Annotated in this window: 14 protein-coding genes; 1 reads left to right on the forward strand and 13 read right to left on the reverse strand. The window is 47.7% G+C overall.

All coding sequences use genetic code 11. The features are described 5' to 3' along the window. Positions 1 to 2: 2 nt before the first annotated feature. The 12 genes from rpe to NQ489_RS15425 form a co-directional block, all read right to left on the reverse strand. The gene (gene rpe, locus NQ489_RS15370) at positions 3 to 677 is read right to left on the reverse strand and encodes a ribulose-phosphate 3-epimerase (protein WP_015526113.1); all 675 of its coding nucleotides are present in this window, start codon (positions 675 to 677) and stop codon (positions 3 to 5) included. 3 nt (positions 678 to 680) lie between these two features. Beyond that, positions 681 to 1,559 carry a ribosome small subunit-dependent GTPase A gene (rsgA, locus tag NQ489_RS15375; RefSeq protein ID WP_021651619.1) on the reverse strand — a complete coding sequence of 293 codons (879 nt, stop codon included), beginning with the start codon at positions 1,557 to 1,559 and terminating at the stop codon, positions 681 to 683. A 2-nt stretch (positions 1,560 to 1,561) separates the two neighbouring features. Then, complete coding sequence (gene pknB, locus NQ489_RS15380; RefSeq protein WP_021651618.1) at positions 1,562 to 3,787, reverse strand: Stk1 family PASTA domain-containing Ser/Thr kinase; 2,226 nt, start codon at positions 3,785 to 3,787, stop codon at positions 1,562 to 1,564. Further along, complete coding sequence (locus NQ489_RS15385; RefSeq protein WP_021651617.1) at positions 3,781 to 4,527, reverse strand: Stp1/IreP family PP2C-type Ser/Thr phosphatase; 747 nt, start codon at positions 4,525 to 4,527, stop codon at positions 3,781 to 3,783. The genes pknB and NQ489_RS15385 overlap by 7 nt, the downstream gene beginning before the upstream one ends. Position 4,528: 1 nt before the next feature. Next, positions 4,529 to 5,569 (reverse strand): 23S rRNA (adenine(2503)-C(2))-methyltransferase RlmN, encoded by a 1,041-nt coding sequence (gene rlmN, locus NQ489_RS15390; RefSeq protein WP_015526117.1) that lies wholly within the window; start codon positions 5,567 to 5,569, stop codon positions 4,529 to 4,531. A gap of 6 nt (positions 5,570 to 5,575) precedes the next feature. Beyond that, the gene (gene rsmB / locus NQ489_RS15395; RefSeq protein WP_044961572.1) at positions 5,576 to 6,928 is read right to left on the reverse strand and encodes a 16S rRNA (cytosine(967)-C(5))-methyltransferase RsmB; all 1,353 of its coding nucleotides are present in this window, start codon (positions 6,926 to 6,928) and stop codon (positions 5,576 to 5,578) included. Further along, positions 6,924 to 7,631 (reverse strand): zinc metallopeptidase, encoded by a 708-nt coding sequence (locus tag NQ489_RS15400; RefSeq protein WP_015526118.1) that lies wholly within the window; start codon positions 7,629 to 7,631, stop codon positions 6,924 to 6,926. Before NQ489_RS15400 ends, rsmB begins: the two co-directional genes overlap by 5 nt. Before the next feature lie 6 nt (positions 7,632 to 7,637). Then, positions 7,638 to 8,582: a methionyl-tRNA formyltransferase gene (fmt, locus tag NQ489_RS15405; protein WP_021651615.1), complete on the reverse strand. Its 945-nt coding sequence runs from the start codon at positions 8,580 to 8,582 to the stop codon at positions 7,638 to 7,640. A 12-nt stretch (positions 8,583 to 8,594) separates the two neighbouring features. Then, positions 8,595 to 9,068, reverse strand: a complete 474-nt coding sequence (gene def, locus NQ489_RS15410; RefSeq protein ID WP_021651614.1) for a peptide deformylase — start codon at positions 9,066 to 9,068, stop codon at positions 8,595 to 8,597. 12 nt (positions 9,069 to 9,080) lie between these two features. Beyond that, positions 9,081 to 11,300, reverse strand: coding sequence for a replication restart helicase PriA (gene priA, locus NQ489_RS15415; RefSeq protein ID WP_021651613.1), 2,220 nt, complete (start codon positions 11,298 to 11,300; stop codon positions 9,081 to 9,083). 4 nt (positions 11,301 to 11,304) lie between these two features. Next, a complete protein-coding gene (locus NQ489_RS15420) occupies positions 11,305 to 12,771 on the reverse strand; it encodes a UDP-N-acetylmuramoyl-L-alanyl-D-glutamate--2,6-diaminopimelate ligase (RefSeq protein WP_044961562.1) in 1,467 nt (488 codons plus the stop codon). A gap of 187 nt (positions 12,772 to 12,958) precedes the next feature. Continuing rightward, positions 12,959 to 14,941 carry a DUF11 domain-containing protein gene (locus NQ489_RS15425; RefSeq protein ID WP_021651611.1) on the reverse strand — a complete coding sequence of 661 codons (1,983 nt, stop codon included), beginning with the start codon at positions 14,939 to 14,941 and terminating at the stop codon, positions 12,959 to 12,961. A gap of 565 nt (positions 14,942 to 15,506) precedes the next feature. On the opposite strand from NQ489_RS15425, the gene arcC reads away from it, so the two are divergent. Next, positions 15,507 to 16,439 carry a carbamate kinase gene (gene arcC, locus NQ489_RS15430; RefSeq protein WP_044961561.1) on the forward strand — a complete coding sequence of 311 codons (933 nt, stop codon included), beginning with the start codon at positions 15,507 to 15,509 and terminating at the stop codon, positions 16,437 to 16,439. 158 nt (positions 16,440 to 16,597) lie between these two features. On the opposite strand, the gene nrdD is transcribed toward arcC, so the two are convergent. Then, on the reverse strand, positions 16,598 to 18,733 hold the full coding sequence (nrdD, locus tag NQ489_RS15435) for an anaerobic ribonucleoside-triphosphate reductase (RefSeq protein WP_015526126.1): 2,136 nt from the start codon (positions 18,731 to 18,733) through the stop codon (positions 16,598 to 16,600). Positions 18,734 to 18,831: the final 98 nt, after the last annotated feature.

Consider the following 18,831-nt stretch of genomic DNA (forward strand, 5'->3'; position numbering starts at 1 on the left):
TTTCAGTCCAGCTCTTTTTTGATATTGTGGATTTTTTCTGTAATGTGTCTTACATTGGCTGCCACATCGCCCTTAAATACCCAGGAACCTGCGACCATGAGGTTTGCACCGGCACGCATAACCGTCTCCAGTGTATCATCATTGATACCCCCATCTACCTGGATATCAACATCCAGCTCTTCTTCATCAATAAGCTCACGAAGCTCCTGGATCTTCTCCGTGCATTCGTCCATGTATTTCTGTCCGCCAAATCCTGGCTGAACAGTCATTATCAGCACCATATCCACATCTTCAAGAAGATGGCTGATGTCATTTACCGGTGTGGATGGCTTGATTGAAACTGCCGCCTTTACCCCTGCTGCCCTGATCTGCTCCAGTGTACGCTCCAGATCCTCACATGCCTCCGCATGTACAGTAATGGAATCTGCTCCGCATTCTACAAAATCGCGGATATATCTTTCCGGTTCTGTTACCATCAAATGTACGTCGAAAAACATGTTGGATTCTTTCCGGATCGATTTGATCACCGGCATTCCAAAAGAAATGCTGGGAACAAAATCTCCATCCATAACATCAATATGCAGATATTCAACGCCTTCCTTTTCCAGAATTTTGATCTGTTCTCCCAGTCTGTTAAAATCTGCTGATAAGATCGATGGGCACAATCGGTATTCCATGACTCAGTATCTCCTTTTCTCTTTTAATTCCTGGTGCAGCTCCAGATAATCTTCATATCGGAGTCTGCTGATCTCATTGTTCTCAAGGGCTTCCTTAACAGCGCAGCCCGGTTCATGTATGTGACGGCACCCCTGAAAGCGGCACTGTCCTTCATATCTTCGGAACTCCGGAAAGTAATCCTTCAGTTCCTGCTCCTCCATATTTTCAATATATAAGGAGGAAAATCCCGGCGTATCCACAAGGAATGTATCCTGTGCCACCGGTATGATCTGTGCATGGCGCGTGGTATGTTTTCCCCGTTTCAGCTTACGGCTGATCTCACCGGTTTCCATCTCCACTTCTTCCTGAAGGGAATTTGTAAGAGAAGATTTTCCCACGCCGGATGGGCCGGCAACCACAGTTGTCCTGCCCTGAAGCACTTCTTCGATCTCGTCGAGTCCTTCTCCCTTCAGGGCACTTGACAGGATCACCTGATAGCCGCAGCTCTGGTATGTTTCATAGAGAAATTCCAACTCTTCCGTTGTTGCCAGATCTTTTTTGTTAAAACAGATGACTGCCGGAACACCTTCCCTCTCCATCATAATGAGGAAACGATCCAGAAGCATGAAGTTCGGCTTCGGATTATCCATGGCAAAGATCACCAGTGCCTGATCTACATTGGCCACAGCCGGACGGATCAAAGAATTCTTACGCTTGTGGATCTCCGTCACACTTCCCTCCAGTTCCTTTTCATCCAGAACTGTAATGTCCACATTGTCACCTACCAGAGGCTTGAATTTATCCTTACGGAAAATTCCCTTGGCTCTGCATTCATATGTATTACCGTCTTCTGCATATACGTAGTAGAATCCGGCAATACCTTTGATTATCTTTCCCTGCATGATCACTCAGCTTTCTTGAATGTAACCGTGTAGGTTCCAAGCTGCTGATAATCCCCGTCTACCTCTTCATAGAGATAGATGGTTCCTGAGGTAACGCCCTCAGCACCTGAGATATCAAGCTGATACGGGAAGCTGATATTCTGTCCATCAATGATGGTGGATGCCTTAGGCTCACCGTTTACGTCCTGGATCAGTTCCAGACGGATCGCGCCTCCATTGTAGCCGGACGGGGTATCCAGTGTCTGTGTACATTTCCAGCCTGTGTTTGCATTAACATCCGCTGTAGATGTAGTTGTAGATACTGTGCTGTCCGCAGATGCTGTGCTGTCCGCAGATGCTGTGCTGTCTGTAGATGCTGTACTATCTGCAGATGCTGCGCTGTCTGTGGATGGAGCCTTGTCACCGGAGCTGATGGTAATGCTGATCGGCTGATCCGGGTCCGCTGCCGCATAGGCTTCCGGATCCTGTGCGATAACTGTACCTGCAGCTTCTGTACTCTGCTGTTCTGTTATCTGGATATCAATAAATTTACCTAAAGTAGTAAGTGCATCATCCTTGGTCATTCCCACAACACTCGGGACCTCAGCATTATCGCCATAATCAACCCCTCGGCTGACTGTCAGTGTCACAGAAGAGCCTGCCTGCACAGAAGTACCTGCTGCCGGCTCGACATTGTAAACATATCCCGGATCTACCAATGCATATCCGTTGTCATCTGTGTCGCTGTATTCTTTCTGGACATTTACCTGAAGTCCAAGATCTTCCAGAGTCTGCTGTGCATCGATTCCTGTGCGTCCATCCAGATCCGGGATCGTAACCTGTGCTGTTCCGGTGCTTACCCAGTATTTCACAGTTGTATTGGCTTCAACCTGTGTTCCCGCAGCTGTCTCCTGACGGGAGATCCTGCCTTTTTCCTGATCGGATGCCTCCTCACCGGCCATCTGGACACCCAGATGTGCATCGTTTGCAAGTGTTTTAGCCTCTTCCTCTGTCTTGCCTACAAGATCAGGAACAGTTGCCAGACCGTCAGCTGCTGATTCCTGCTTCGCTTCTGCCTTGCTGCTGTCTGCAGCTCCGCTGCTGCCGGTTCCAAACAGTCCTGCGGCACGTCCAAGCACTACCACAAGAACGATCAGAAGGACTGCACCTCCGATCAGTGCCGCAATCGTCAGGCCTCTTCCGGAACCATGATGCTTCTTTTTCTTTCCGGATCTATGCTCGGATCTCGGTCTGTATTCTTCCTCTGCATCATCGTAATCGTTATCATCGTATTTTTCTTCCTCAAGTGCGGTGATCTCCGGTTTTGTGATCTGCTTCGGTGTATGTTTGATCTCACCAAGCTCTTCTTCTGAGATCACAACCGTCTTGGCATCGTTGTCAACTGTAGTAAGCCTTACAAAATCACCCTGGGGATCGATCAGAGAATGCTTCAGGTCTGCGATCACATCCTCCATACGGCTGTAACGACGATCTACACTTTTCTGTGTACATTTCAGAATGATCTGCTCCAGACTGTACGGAAGGTCCGGTGTATACACACTTGGCGGGACCATCTCTTCCTGCAGATGCTTGATAGCGATCGCCACAGTGGTATCTCCGTCAAAAGGAACTCTTCCTGTGACCATCTCATACAGTGTGATTCCAAGAGAATAGATATCGCTCTTCTCATCGCTGTATCCGCCTCTCACCTGCTCAGGTGAGCTGTAATGTACAGATCCCATTACATTGGAGCTGATCGTATTGGAAGATGCAGCTCTGGCAATTCCAAAGTCTGTCACCTTTACTTTACCATCTGTAGAGATAATGATATTCTGGGGTTTCACATCTCTGTGAACGATACCATGGCTGTGTGCCGCCTCCAGACCCATAGAAACCTGGATTGCGATACTTGTGGCCTCTTTAATGGAAAGCTTTCCCTTCTTGGAGATGTATTCCTTCAGAGTGATACCCTCAATAAGTTCCATAACAATGTAATAAACACCACCGTCATCTCCTACATCAAATACATTGACGATATTCGGATGTGTAAGACCAGCTGCCGCCTGGGCCTCACTTCTGAATTTCTTTATAAACGTGGTGTCTTCCCGAAACTCCGGTTTCAGGACCTTCACGGCAACAAAACGGTTCAGCTTATGGTCCATAGCCTTATAGACATCTGCCATTCCGCCAGTTCCGATTTTTCCTACGATCTCATAGCGCTCGGCTATGATCATTCCCGTCTTCAACATGCTTCCACCTCATTCGTGAATGGCTCTACCAGTACGACTGCAATATTATCCTTACCACCATTCTGATTTGCTTCCCGAAGGAGCGCACTGCCCTTCTGATCAATATCTGCTTCCGGATCGGATATGATCTCCTGGATCTTCTCATCTTCAACCATATTGCTGAGACCGTCTGAACACATCAGGATCGTACATCCTTTTTCAAGTTTCAGATCAAAGAAATCCACATCCACCGTTTTCTCTGCGCCAAGTGCCCTTGTAATGATGTTCTTATCCGGATGATTCCGTGCTTCCGCTTCGCTGATCTCGCCCATTCTCACCATTTCCTGTACCAGGGAATGATCTCTGGTGACCTGGCGGATCCCGTCCTGGATCACATATAAACGGCTGTCACCCACATTGGCTACATAGGCATACTGATCTACAATAGTCGCCACCACCATAGTGGTTCCCATGCCCCGGAGGTTTTCATCTTCCTGCGCACGGTTTCTGATCTCCGTGTTCGCAGCTTCGATCGCATGACGAATAACCTTCACAGGATTGTAATCCGCATCTTCACGGATTTCATCCACAAGGATCCGTACTGCATGTGAGGATGCATAGTCACCGGCGTTATGTCCGCCCATTCCGTCCGCGACTGTGAAAAGATTAGGCAGATTTCCAACCGGACCTTCAGATGCAAACACGTAATCCTGATTCATCTTCCGCTTCTGCCCTACATCAGTAGCTGAGTATATCCTCATGTCACTTCTCGCTTTCTGTTTTTTCCATGTAACTTTTTCTTAGCTGTCCACAGGCACCGTCGATATCGCTGCCCATTTCCCTTCTAATAGTAACATTAATTCCGTATTTTTCAAGTTTTATTTTGAAATTCTCCACAGCCTGTCGAGTAGACCTCACATAGGAGCGTTCCTTGATGGGATTGACCGGAATCAGATTTACATGGCAATTGATGCCTTTTATACGGCCTGCCAGCTGTCTCGCATCTTCTTCACTGTCGTTGACGCCAGCTACAAGACTGTACTCAAAGGTGATCCTTCGGCCTGTTTTGTCAAAATAATTTCTGCAGGCATCCAGAACCTCATCCATGGAATACTTATTCGCGATCGGCATCAGTTCCTGTCGTTTTTCATCATTTGGAGCATGAAGGGAAAGTGCCAGAGTGATCTGAAGCTTTTCTTCAGCCAGATCATACATCTTCGGCACGATCCCACAGGTAGAAACCGTCACATTTCTCTGACTGATCCCAAGACCGTTTTCGTCGGTAAGGATCCGGACAAAACGGACAAGATTGTCATAATTATCCATCGGCTCACCGGTTCCCATCACAACTACATTGGCCACACGTTCGCCGGTATCTGCCTGGATACGGTAAATCTGATCCAGCATCTCGGACGGTTTCAGGCATCTGGTCAGTCCTCCGATGGTAGATGCACAGAATCTGCATCCCATACGGCAGCCCACCTGAGAAGAAATGCACACAGAATTTCCGTGGTGATACCGCATGAGAACACTCTCGATCACATTTCCATCTTCCAGCTGGAACAGATATTTTCTGGTTCCGTCAATTTTTGAGATCCTTACATCTGCCTGGGTCAGTGCTGTGATCGGATAAGCCGAAAGCTTTTCCCTGAGGCTTTTGGAAAGATTTGTCATTTCATCCCAGGAGGTAACCAGCTGCTGGTGGAGCCATGCATAGATCTGTTTCGCCCGGAAAGGCTTTTCACCGATCTTTGTCATGAATTCCTTCAATTCCTCCATGGTCATGGATTTTACATCTGTCATTTTCTGTTATTTCCTTCTGAATCTGGCAATAAAGAATCCATCTGTCTTATGTATTCCCGGCAGAAGCTGCAGATAGCCAAGCTTCGTGGATTTACAGTGCAGTTCCTCCGGAATATACGGATCCAGGCTTTCCAGCCGGTACGGATAATTCTTTAAAAACCATAATACATTTTCTTCGTTTTCTTCCCGGGCAATGGTACATGTGCTGAAGATCAGCGTTCCATCCGGTTTCACATACTTTGCAGCCTTATCCAGGATCATTCTCTGGAGCATTACGATCTCTTCCTGTTTCTGCGGAGTTGCCCGGTATTTGATTTCCGGTTTCTTGCCGATAACTCCATAACCGGAGCACGGTACATCCGCGATCACAATATCCGCAGCCTGTTCGGAATCCGGATCATATACCGTTGCATCCTGAACTCTGGCTTCCACATTGATCACTCCGGTCCTGTGGATGTTTTCTTTGATAAGATCTGCCTTATACTGACTTACATCTCTGGCATCCACATTTCCGTAATCCCCCATTTTGTCTGCCGCATGGATGCTTTTTCCACCTGGTGCAGCGCACATGTCGATGATATGGTCACCTTTTTTCGGACTTGCAGCTTCCGCTACAAGCATAGAGCTTACATCCTGCACCAGGATCTTTCCCTGAAGGAAGGTCTCAAGTGTCAAAATATGATTGTAATCGGAAATCTTCAGTGCATAGGGAAGATAAGGAGCCTGTTCTACTGTCACTCCCTGAGACTTCAAACTGGTGACGATCTCTCTCAGAGACGCCTTATGAGTACGGCACCGTACTGTGATCGGTCTTTCTGTCAGAAAATCCTCCAGGATCTTCTCCGTAGTCTTCACTCCGTAGGCTGCTTTCCATTTTTCTACCAGATATTCCGGCATGGAATATTTCACAGAAAGATAACGGACTTCGTTTTCTTCCCTGGAAGGAAGCTCCAGATCACCGATCTCTCTTGCGATCGTACGGAGCACCCCGTTGACAAAGGGCTTTAGATTATAAAAGCCTTTTCGCTGTGCCAGCTTTACCGCTTCATTGCATACTGCACTGTCCGGAACACTGTCCATAAATTTCAGCTGATATACCGCACTTCTCAGGATCTCACGGATCTGCGGTTTCATCTTGTTTACAGAAACCTTGGAAAAAGAATCGATGACATAATCAATATAGATCCTGTATTCCAGGGTTCCCTCACATACTCTTGTAATAAAGCTACGTTCCTGTTTCGGAAGAAACTGATATTTGGAAAGCGCATTCCGGATCGCAATATGGCTGTGCTCACCCTCCTCCTCGATCTGTAACAGGATCTCAAGGATCAGTTCTCTGGTATTTACTCCGCTGCTAATCACGATCTCTACCTCCTGCAAGGATAATCAGTCTCAGAAGCTGCAGAATAGATGCCGCCAGAGCTGCTACATAGGTAAGCGCTGCCGCTGTAAGTACTTTTCTTGCACCCTTTTTTTCATCTGCACCTAAGATACCTGTACTTTCCAGCATTTTAAGCGCTCTGGAAGACGCATTGATCTCAACCGGAAGTGTCACCAGCTGAAACAGTACTGCCAGTGAAAACAAAACAATTCCCAGAGTTACCAGCGGATCAATGGAAAAGATCAGTCCTGCGATAAACAGCGGCCATGAAAGCTGGGAACCAATATTTGCAGCAGGTACAATGGCTGAACGGATATTCAGTGGTGCATAATTGATCGCATCCTGGATCGCATGGCCACATTCATGTGCTGCCACCCCCACAGCCGCCAGAGAATTTCTTCCATAAATATCTTCTGAAAGGGAAACCGTTTTCGTTCTCGGATCATAGTGATCCGTAAGACTTCCGCGGATCGGAACCACCTGTACGTCTGTGATCCCAGCCGCTCTCAGGATCCTCTGTGCAGCTTCCGCACCGGTGATACCTGAATGACTCCGGACCTTTTTATAGACTGCAAAGGTACTGCGCAGCTTCGCGGATGCCGCAAGAGAAAGAAGCATTCCGATCACGAGCAAAAGAATCGTGGGGTCCATTCCCCATCCGTAATAACCATATCCGTACATAACTCATCACTCCCTGGAATCTCTGAACATGTCTCCTGGTTTCAACTGATATCCCCGAAGGAACGCATCCACTTCCATGCGTTTTTTGCCTTCCAGCTGCACTTCATGGAGCACGAGTACCTTCTGGCCGCATGCTACCTGGATTCCTCCTTTGTCAGCGGCTATCACAGTTCCCGGTGCTTCCTGTGCCTGTTTTTCCAGAACAGAGCTCTTCCAGACCTTCAATGTTTTTCCATTGATAAAGGTAAAAGCGCTTGGCCATGGATCAAGGCCTCTTACCAGACGCTCCAGTTCTTCCGCATTTTTGCTGAAATCCAGAAGCCCCATTTTTTTGGAGATCATGGCAGCATATGGTGTTGGACTCTCCTCCGGCTGTTTCTCGCGGATTGCAGTTCCGTCAAAAATGGACGGTAAAGTCTGTACCAGAAGCTCTGCACCTGCCTGTGCGAGCTTATCAAACAAGCTTCCACCTGTCTCATCTTTGGCAAGCGGAACCACGATCCTGGAAATCATATCACCGGTATCCAGACCGGTTCCCATCTGCATAATGGTAACGCCGGATTCTTTTTCACCGTCGATCACCGCCTGCTGGATCGGTGCAGCTCCACGATATTTAGGAAGCAGAGACGCATGGATATTGATACATCCGAATCTCGGCATATCCAGGATGCTCTTTGGAATGATCTGCCCGAATGCCGCAACAATGATGATGTCCGGTGCAAGATTTTTCAGTTCTTCCACAAATTCAGGATCTCTTACCTTCACCGGCTGCAGTACCGGGATCCCGTGTTTCAGTGCTTCTTCTTTTACAGGAGTAGGCATCATAGTTTTGCCTCTGCCCTTCGGTTTGTCCGGCTGTGTAATCACAGCCTCCACTTCATATCCGTTCTCTGCCAGTGCTGCAAGAGGCGCCACCGCAAAGTCCGGAGTTCCCATATAAATAATCTTCATAGTATCCCGCCTTTAGTCTTCTTCATCATAAGTTACCTTGTGAAGTTCTCCCTCCACAAGTTCTGTATACATTTTTCCATCCAGATGGTCAATCTCATGACAGAACGCTCTTGCCAGAAGGCCCTCTCCCTCGTAGATCTGTTCGTTCATATTTACATCAAGTGCTTTTACCTTCACATAGTTCGGACGTGTTACCTGTCCTGCCATTCCCGGAACGCTCAGGCATCCCTCGTCACCGGTCTGCTCGCCGCTTGTCTCAAGGATCTCCGGATTGATCAGCACGATCGGGCCCTCACCTACATCGATGACAACGATACGTTTCAGTATTCCTACCTGTGGTGCAGCGAGGCCAACACCCATTGCATCATACATGGTATCCAGCATATCTGTGATCAGTTCCCCGATCCTCGGTGTCATTTTGTCTACTGTCCGGGATTTTTTTGTCAGTACAGAATCCCCCTGTACACGGATTGTTCTAAGTGCCATTTTTCTTCTCCTTTAATTCATATCAAATTGAATGTATATTTTCCGGAATCCGGAATTTATCTCTATATATTTCTCCAGCTTCTCTCTGACTGCTGTGAGAAAGCAGATATCCCTGTGCTTCAGATGGATCACCTGACGATAAACATCCTTTACCTTACCTACCGATGCAGCTGCAGGTCCGATCATGTGAAGCTCTTCCTTCGGACTTACCCTGCGGATAAAAACTTCTATATAATACATGGCATTTTTCAGAAGTTCTTCATCCTGACAGGCGCCAAAAACAGTCATCATATGGGCTGCCGGCGGATAGTCCAGAAGCATCCGATACCCCATTTCTTCTTTATAAAATTTCTTATAATCCTGAACAGCTGCAGCCTGGATACTGTAATGCTCCGGCTGATATGTCTGGATCACCGCCTGCCCCGGCCGATTCCCTCTGCCGGAACGTCCAACTGCCTGAGTCAGAAGCTGGAATGTACGCTCCCCGCAGTGATAGTCATCCATATTCAGCGAAAGATCTGCTGCAATCACTCCTACCAGAGTCACATTCGGAAAATCATGTCCCTTGACGATCATCTGGGTCCCCACCAGAATATCTGCCTCATGCTTTGCAAAAGAAGCCAGGATCTTCTCATAGCTGTCCTTGGTCCTTGTGGTATCAAAATCCATTCGAAGTACCCTGGCTTTCGGGAATTCTTTTTCAATGACCTTCTCGATCTGCTGGGTTCCTGCCTTAAATCCACCAATGTGCGGTGAACCACAGGACGGACAGATTTCCGGTTTCACAGTCTCATAGCCGCAATAATGACAGATCAGACGATTGCCATTGTGTTCACTTAGAGATACATCACAGTGGGGACATTTCATAACGTGACCGCAGGCTCTGCAGGAAACAAAGCCCGCATATCCTCTCCGGTTCAGAAACAGCATGGCCTGTTCTCTTCTTTCAAGGACCTGCTCCAGATCCCTCTTCAGCTCCAGACTCAGTACCGAGCGGTTTCCTTTCTTTAATTCTTCCCGAAGATCCACGATTGATACCTGTGGAAGAGGCCTTTCCTCATAACGTGCGTTTAACTTTACCAGAAGATATTCTCCGTCACAGGCATGACTGTAGGCTTCCAATGACGGAGTGGCTGATCCCATGACCACACGGGCATGTTCCATTCGTGCCCTCTCAATGGCAGTCTCACGTGCATGGTACCTTGGCGTATTCTCACTTTTGTAGGTGGGTTCATGCTCTTCGTCGATAACGATCAGTCCCAGATCTGAAAACGGTGTGAACAGTGCGGATCTGGGTCCTACCATCACCTGGATCTCACCACGTTTTGCTCTTTTGAACTGATCATAACGTTCTCCCTGGGAAAGTCTGGAGTTCAGAACCGAAACCTTATCTCCGAACATGGCATAAAAGCGCCTGACTGTCTGATAAGTAAGCGCAATCTCAGGGATCAGCACGATCGCCTGTTTTCCCTCCTCCAGTACCTTCTGGATCAGGCGCATATAAACCTGGGTCTTTCCGCTTCCGGTCACTCCGAAAAGAAGTGCAGGCCTTGGGTCCGGCTCCTGCCATTCCCGAAAAATCTGCTCTGCCGCCAAAAGCTGTTCCTGGTTCAGACTCAGTTCCATGTTCTCCTTCACCAGGCCGAGCCCCTCGGGAATGCGATACATTTCCTGACTTTCAATAGTTATCAGACCTTTTTTCTCAAAAAAATCAAGAACGGAAATGCCGGCTCCAAGCTCTTTGGAGGCATAGGTATAATCTAGGCTCCCGGCCTCCAGGATTGCCCGAAGGAACCGCTCACGTGCTTTAAAGCGGCTGCCTTCCAGCTTGCCAAGAAGTGCCTGCCCCTCTTCCTTTTTCCCTGTAAAAAGGATCAGTCTTTTCTCTTTTGCACGGACCTTGTCTTTTACAGGCAGAACTGTTTTCAGTGCCTGGATCATGGTGGAGCCATAGGTCTCCTTCATCCAGGCCGCAAGTGCGATCAGCCGGGATTCTGTTGTCTCACTGTCTGTGGACACACCCCGAATCTCCTTGAGCTTTGACGCATCATATTTTGCCGTTCCGGAGATTCCGGTCACATAGCCTTTCCGAAGGGTATTTCCCTTTCCGAAGGGCACTGTGACCACAACTCCGGGTTTTATTGCCTGCACCAGCTCCTCAGGTACACGATACTGAAAATCCCGGTCCAGCTTTTCATGAGAAATATCAATGATCACATCTGCATAGATCATCCATTTACGCTTTCTGATCTTCTTCCAGGATCTCCCGGATCAGTACACGCTCATCCATGGGATATTTCTTACCCTTGATCTCCTGATAATCCTCATGGCCCTTTCCGGCAAGGACGATGATATCTCCCGGCTCACCGTGATGGATCGCGTAGGCGATCGCCTCTTTACGATCCGGGATCTCTACATATTTTCCATCTGTTTTTGCCATTCCGATCTTGATATCATCGATGATGGCCTGTGGATCCTCATCTCGCGGATTATCTGAAGTAATGATGGTCAGATCTGCCATCTTTCCTGAAACCTCACCCATCTCATAACGGCGCAGCTTGGAACGGTTTCCGCCACAGCCAAACAGGCATACCAGTCTGTGCGGATCATATTCCTTCAGTGTTCCGAGAAGGCTCTCCAGCGCCATGGCATTATGTGCGTAATCGATCATCAATGTGAATTCGTCAGATACCTTGATCATCTCAATACGGCCTTTGACCCTGGCCACCTTCAGAGCTTTGATGATATTCTCCTCGGATACCTTAAAATGGCGGCAGATGGCAATGGCAGTCAGAGAATTGTAAATGCTGAACTTACCTGGAATATCGATCTCCACAGGAAAATCCATAAGTCCCTTAACATGATAGGAAATTCCCAGATAGCCCTTTCTTCCAACGAGTCTGGCGTCCTCTGCACGGAGATCTGCTTTTTCGGAAAATCCATAGGTTTCAAGTTTACAGGTGTGGCCTTCGATAATGCGGTCAAAGTGTTCATCGTCACGATTTACGATACCAACCTTACACTGTCTGAGAAGCATGGATTTGCAATGCAGATAATCATCAAAGTCCTTATGCTCATTCGGTCCGATATGATCTGGTTCAATATTTGTGAAAATTCCAAAATCAAACACAAATCCCTGGGTTCTGTGAAGCATCAGTCCCTGTGAGGAAACCTCCATAACGACCGCATCGCAGCCTGCTTCTACCATATCATGAAAATATTTCTGTACCATATAGGATTCCGGTGTCGTGTTGGCTGCCGGGATATGCTTCTCCCCGATAACAGCCTCGATGGTTCCGATCAGGCCAACCTTATATCCGGCATTCTCAAGGATTGATTTCACCATATAGGTTGTAGTTGTTTTTCCTTTGGTTCCGGTGATACCGATGGTTTTGAGCTTTTCTGCCGGATGTCCGAACCATGCTGCTGAAATAAAGGCCATGGCGTAACGGGTATCCTCTACCTGGATCACTGTCACATCCTCTGGTGCCTCCACCGCTTCTTCCACGATGAGTGTCTTCGCACCCTTTGCCACAACATCAGGTATAAATTTATGTCCATCCACGACCGCACCTCTGATGCAGATAAAAAGGCTCCCTTCTTCTACTTTACGGGAATCATATACAACAGAAGAAACCTCCTGCTCTGTACTTCCCTGAAGGCATTTGTATTCAAGATGCTCCAATAAGGATAAAAGATTCATTTTTCTCCTCCATCTTCCCTTTTTCCGGTCTGACGGGCAGCACACCGGAGGCGGGAAATATACTGTTCTTATTTTCTGTACATACCATATAGAATAGCACACCTCCCCCCTGTTTTCAACGTTTCTTTGAGGTACGGCCGCCTTGTAAAATATCAGCTTGTTACTGTTCACTCCGTTCTCAGTAACATCAGCTTTTTCCATAAATATCCGCATATTTTTTCCGGAGCCAGATGCCGCCCAGCACAGTCACCAAAGCTGTCACTGCCAGAAGCGTCCACAAATCCCTCCTGGTATCATCTCCGGTCTTCGGATGTGTGGACGCAGTTCTTGCCATCTGTATCTGACCGGAAGCCGGACCCTGGTCATCTCCCTGCAAAGGCAGCCCTTCTTCCGGCGTAATAGCCACCTCTCCTTTTACCATGACAGAAGCGGAGGCCTCCATCAATCGCTCTCCGGTTTCCTGGCTTGTGACCGTCACCTGGTTAAAAAGCTTCTGATCCGCTGTTTTTCCCGGGATCTTCACCACAGCCTGAAGAGAAACTGCCTCTCCCGGCGGGATCTGTTGGATCATTGCCTTTGTACGGCTGCTGTTGAGCGTTACACCTTCCTGCTCCAGAAACTGTGCATGGATCCCTGCTGTCTGAAAGCGCTCCGTTCCCACAACCGAATGAAGCGTTTTTTCACCGGTATTCACGATACAGATCTGATAGGTCACAGTCTCACCCGGTGCAGCGGTTTCTTTGTCTGCAGTTTTCTTTACAGAAAGATCCGCCTTCAGTGCCTCCAGACCATTTATAGTGGAGGCGTTCTTCCGGATCACTTCATCCGCTCTGTCCTTCACCCTGGCCTCTGCTTCCACCTGGTGCTCCAGATCTTTTTCCTGTTCATCCAGAAGCGGCGCCTGTACATAAAAGCTCCTGCTCTCTCCGGCTTTTAATTCTGCAAATTCCGCCACAGCCCCTTCTGTTAGAAGACCTTCTGCATCTTCCCACAGCTGCCGGATCTTAGGGCAGGAAAGGCTGCTGGTCAGACGGATATCTGCAAGATCCAGCTTTCCGGTATTGGCTATCTCTACCTGATAACGGATGGTCTGCCCTGCTTTCATTTTTTTATTCTGTGCAATTACCGACAATTCCATATCAGCCTCAGCAGCCTCCACGTCCAGCATAGGAGAGATTCCCTCTGCGATCACCAGCTCTTCCCCGTTTTCTTCTGTCATGAGAAAGGTTCCCGCACCGGTACAGTCCTTCTGAAGCGGTTCCTCCTGAGTCACAGGATAACTGCTTTTCTCTGCCGGAAAACGGTATTCCTGCCGCAGAATCAGCGGGATACGGAAAAAGATCTCATCCTGCCCGTTCTGCTCCACGTTCAGCACGCTTTCCAGCTTTGTGATCTCTGTAGCTTCACCGCTCTGGCTCCTTACAGAAATCTGCTGTGCAGCCATATTTTTCGGGACAGAATCCGTTTCCGGAACAAAATACTCCGAAATATACGTGACCAGCGTCAGCTTTTGCGTCTCCTCAAACTCACCTTCCTCTTCATTCCCTACATTTTCCCCTCCGGTCGACGTTCCTTCCGGTGTGAGCGGACCCGTTTTCTCCTGCTCTTCATCCTCCGGCTGTACTGTTTCCCCGGATGCCAGCTGCTCCACGTGCTCATATCCTTCCTCCATTTCTATTCCGATTCCTTCCACAACCTTATCCACCGGCAATTCCTGTTCTGCCTTCTCTTCCTGCTGCAAGTCATCCTCTGGCAGCTCCTGCTCTGGCTCTTCTTCCTGCTGCAAGTCATCCTCCGGCAGCTCCTGCTCCGGCTCTTCTTCCTGCTGCAAGTCATTCTCTGGCAGCTCCTGTTCTATCTCTTCTTCCTGCTCCACCGATGGATCTTCAATCTTATGAAGTTCATCGTCCCACTTCTCATTTTTCTCCTTATCCTCCGAAAACCTTCTCCCGGACAGCCATTCATTCAGGCCGCGAATCCGGATCCCAAGCTCCGCCTGTCCGGATTTTATGTCTTTCCAGAACACACTCTGATCGATAAACGGTGCCTGTCCCGGCAAAAAATCTGCTCCCAGAGTCAGCTCCGGTTCTATTGTTCCTCCCAGCATGGCTCCTGCCAGCACTGTCACAATTCCGGCTTTCTTCATCTGTTTCCATATTCTGTTTTTCATGGCTCTTCCTCATTTCTGCCTGATCTGGCATTTCTTATACACATGTTTTTTTTTACAGAAGCTTACTTTTCCACAGACAAAGGCATCCCTCCCCGGCAAATGATGCATGATCAATGTTTTTTCGATAAAATAAAATGGATTTCTGCATCGAAACGATGCGTGAACAGATCCCGCAGAATGCAGGATCAAGACTTTTTCAATGTATCACATTTTCAGACCATGCGCAACCGGATATAAAAATTATAAAGTTTGTTTAAACTTTCTTTATAAATTTTCCATTTCTTTTAGATTAACGACATATTTTAAACATATTTTCTCTATATAATAGGTGTTGGATAGATGAAAAACCACTCTCTATCTCCCCCCTCAAAAAATAGTAGGAATCAAACCGTCTGACTGGATCAGGCGGTTTTTCCTGTCTCGGAAAACACTCGATTTTCTATTGCATTTCCCACATAGGTCTTTTATAATAAAATATAATACTCGTGCATCGTTTTCGATGTACTCGTTACTGAATACAGTAACTGATTTCATTCCAATTTTTAAGAGAAACGAGGTATTTCCTATGAGCGAAAAAACCGTAGTAGTTGCATTAGGCCACCGGGCACTTGGCACCACACTTCCAGAGCAAAAAACAGCTACAAAACTCGCAGCGAAGGTAGTCGCAGATCTGGTAGAGGAGGGAACCCGCGTAGTGATCTCCCACAGCAACGGTCCGCAGGTAGGGATGATCCACACCGCAATGAATGAATTCGGTAAGGCCCATCCTGATTATACATTTGCACCAATGTCCGTATGTTCCGCCATGAGCCAGGGTTATATCGGCTATGACCTTCAGAACGCCATCCGTGCTGAGCTTATCTCCAGAGGGATCTATAAACCGGTCAGCACAGTTCTGACACAGGTTGTCATCGATCCATACGATGAAGCATTTGCAGAGCCGGAAAAGATCATTGGACGTGTTCTTAACGCAGAAGAGGCCGAGGCTGAAGAAGAAAAAGGAAACTTTGTCACAAAGGTGGGCGAGGGCCAGTACAGACGTATCCTTGCAGCACCGAAGCCACAGAAGATCGTAGAGATTGAAACCGTAAAGGTCCTCTCTGCAGCAGAGCAGATCGTCATTGCCGCAGGCGGTGGCGGAATCCCGGTTCTTGAGCAGGGAACTCAGCTGAATGGTGCCAGCGCCATCATCGAGAAAGACCTGGCAGCAGGACTTCTTGCAGAAGAACTGAACGCTGACACTCTGATGATCCTTACAAGCGTCGAGAAAGTAAGCCTTGACCATAATACGGATCACGAATCTTATCTGGATACTATTTCCACAGAAGATGCCAAGAAATATATTGCCGGCAAACAGTTTGCGGCAGGCTCCATGCTTCCTAAGATCGAAGCAGGTGTTTCCTTCGTGGAGAAGGGAACCGGACGCCGTACCATCATCACAGACATGGTCCATGCAAAAGACGGCTACCGTGAGAAGACCGGGACTATCATTAAATGATCATTTTACGGACTCAGAATACAAAGTGAACTATAAAACTTCACTTTACATAAAAATATCCCGCAGACGGCTACTGGTCTTACCTGCAGCTCTGCGGGATATTTTTATACTGTCTGGCTGTCCGATCACTGTTCCACAGTTGATCGGACAGCCAGCATTTACATAGATTTTCGCTCAGCGATCTCAGCCATCTTCGCCTCATTCAGGCGGGTATCTCCATGGACACGGCTGTAGGAAAGATATCCGTTCATACGGTCGATCTTGGTCAGATTTCTGGAACCGCAGACAGGGCATACATCCATCTCCAGTTCCTCATGACCACAATCGTCACAGTATGCAAGAGAAAGGTTCACTCCTTCATAATATCCCAGATCCATGGCTCTGCGGATCAGTGTACGGATAGCTTCCTTATTGTAGCCGATCGGATAACGTACATACTGAATCTTACCTCCATTGCAGAGTTCCCAGAAACGTCCCTCCAGATCCTGTTTCTCGATCGGAGTTACATCCTCTGTTACATGGCAGTGGAAGCTGTTGCTCACATATGGTCTGTCAGAAACGCCCTCAATGATTCCATACATCTTACGGAACTGCTCTACCTGCAGGCCACAAAGACTCTCTGCCGGTGTTCCGTAGATCGCATAAAGATAACCATCTTCCTTCTTGTACTGATTTACCTTGTCATTGATATATTTCAGGACCTCCAGAGCAAACGCCCCATCCTCGGCAATGGATTTGCCATTGTAAAGTTCCTGAAGCTCATTTAACGCTGTGATACCGAAGGAAGCTGTCATAGGCTTCAGGATCTTGCCAATCTTTTCATTCGGTTTCAGATGTCCGCCGTAGAAACCGCCTTCACAATATGCAAGCGGGTTGGTGGATGCACGCATCTGTCCCAGATATTCGTAAGTGCGGATGTGCAGGTTACGGATCATTTCCAGATAGAAATCCAGAACCTCATAAAAATCTCTGCTCTCCGCTCTGGCCTTTGCAAGGATCATCGGAAGATGAAGGCTTACCGCACCAATGTTAAAACGTCCCACAAAAACAGGCGTATCATTCTCATCCGCCGGCTCCATACCGCCACGCTCATACCACGGACTTAAGAAAGCACGGCATCCCATCGGGCTGATGACCTTCTTGTATTTCCTGTACATACTGGAAATATAGCCTGCGCCGGACATAGACAGCCAGTCCGGATACATGGTTTTGGAGGAACACTCCACACCAGCCTCAAAAATATCCTCACAGCACTTTCCTGGACCATGGATCTCTTTGTCATAAAGGAATACGATCTTCGGGAAAAGTACCGGTTTCTTGTGTCCGGCCTTACCCTGTCCTCCCTGATGGACCTCAAGAAGGGAAATCGTACACATCTTCTCAAACTGCTCGGTTCCGAGACCAAGTGTCACCGTAACAAACGGATAATCACCTCTGGAAGAACCGACGGTATTCAGCTTGTACTCAATTCCCTGCCAGCCCTGGTCATAATCCCTGCGGACCTTATCAAGAGCATACTCAATAGCTCTCTCCTCACGGCCACTCCAGCTCTCATCCGAGTATTTCATAAATTCGGAAATATATTTATCATAGCTCTTCTTTGCATACGGTGCCAGGATCTTATCAACCTCCGGCACTGTAAAGCCACCATACTGCTGTGCTGCTGTACTGAGAATGATATCCCCCATAACATCAAAGGCTGTATCCAGAGTCTTCGGCTCGTTATACCAGACATTGCCCATCTCAAAACCGCCACTTAAAACAGCTGCCACATCGAACAGACAGCAATTCATGGTATCCAGACGTGCAGACTGGTCATGAATATAAATGTAGCCGTCCTTACATGCCTGAAGCTCATTACGGTTCATAAAAAACTTCCGATAGAGTTCCTTGTTCAGCTCATTAAAGATCAGGCTTCGTTTCGTGGCAACAAGGGCGCTGTCTGTATTGGCATTACTTTTATCACCGATATAACGGATCGCCTGACTCTTGGTATAGACATCATCCATCATATGGATAAAATCCAGCTTGTAATTCCGATAATCACGGTAGCTCTTGGCAACTGCCGGATTCACACGCTCCAGAGCCCCCTCCACGATGTTGTGCATCTCCTGGATCTCGATCTCATTCTTTCCAAGGGAATCCGCATGCTCCTGGGCAAAACGGCAGATAAAATCCTTCTCCTCGTCTGAAAAAGTATAAAGAATACGCTCTGCGGATTTGTTCACGGCAGCCACGATCTTCTGCGGATTAAACTCCTCTCTTGTCCCGTCTTTCTTGATCACATATAACATTGCTCATCCCTCCCTGTGCTATATATAAGTCGCTATGCAAAATACTATATATAGTACCTATATCCTCTATATATTGTTTTTCATCTATATGTTGTGCT

The organism is Blautia sp. KLE_1732_HM_1032 (genome assembly GCF_025147905.1).
Lineage (GTDB): Bacteria > Bacillota > Clostridia > Lachnospirales > Lachnospiraceae > Blautia_A > Blautia_A fusiformis.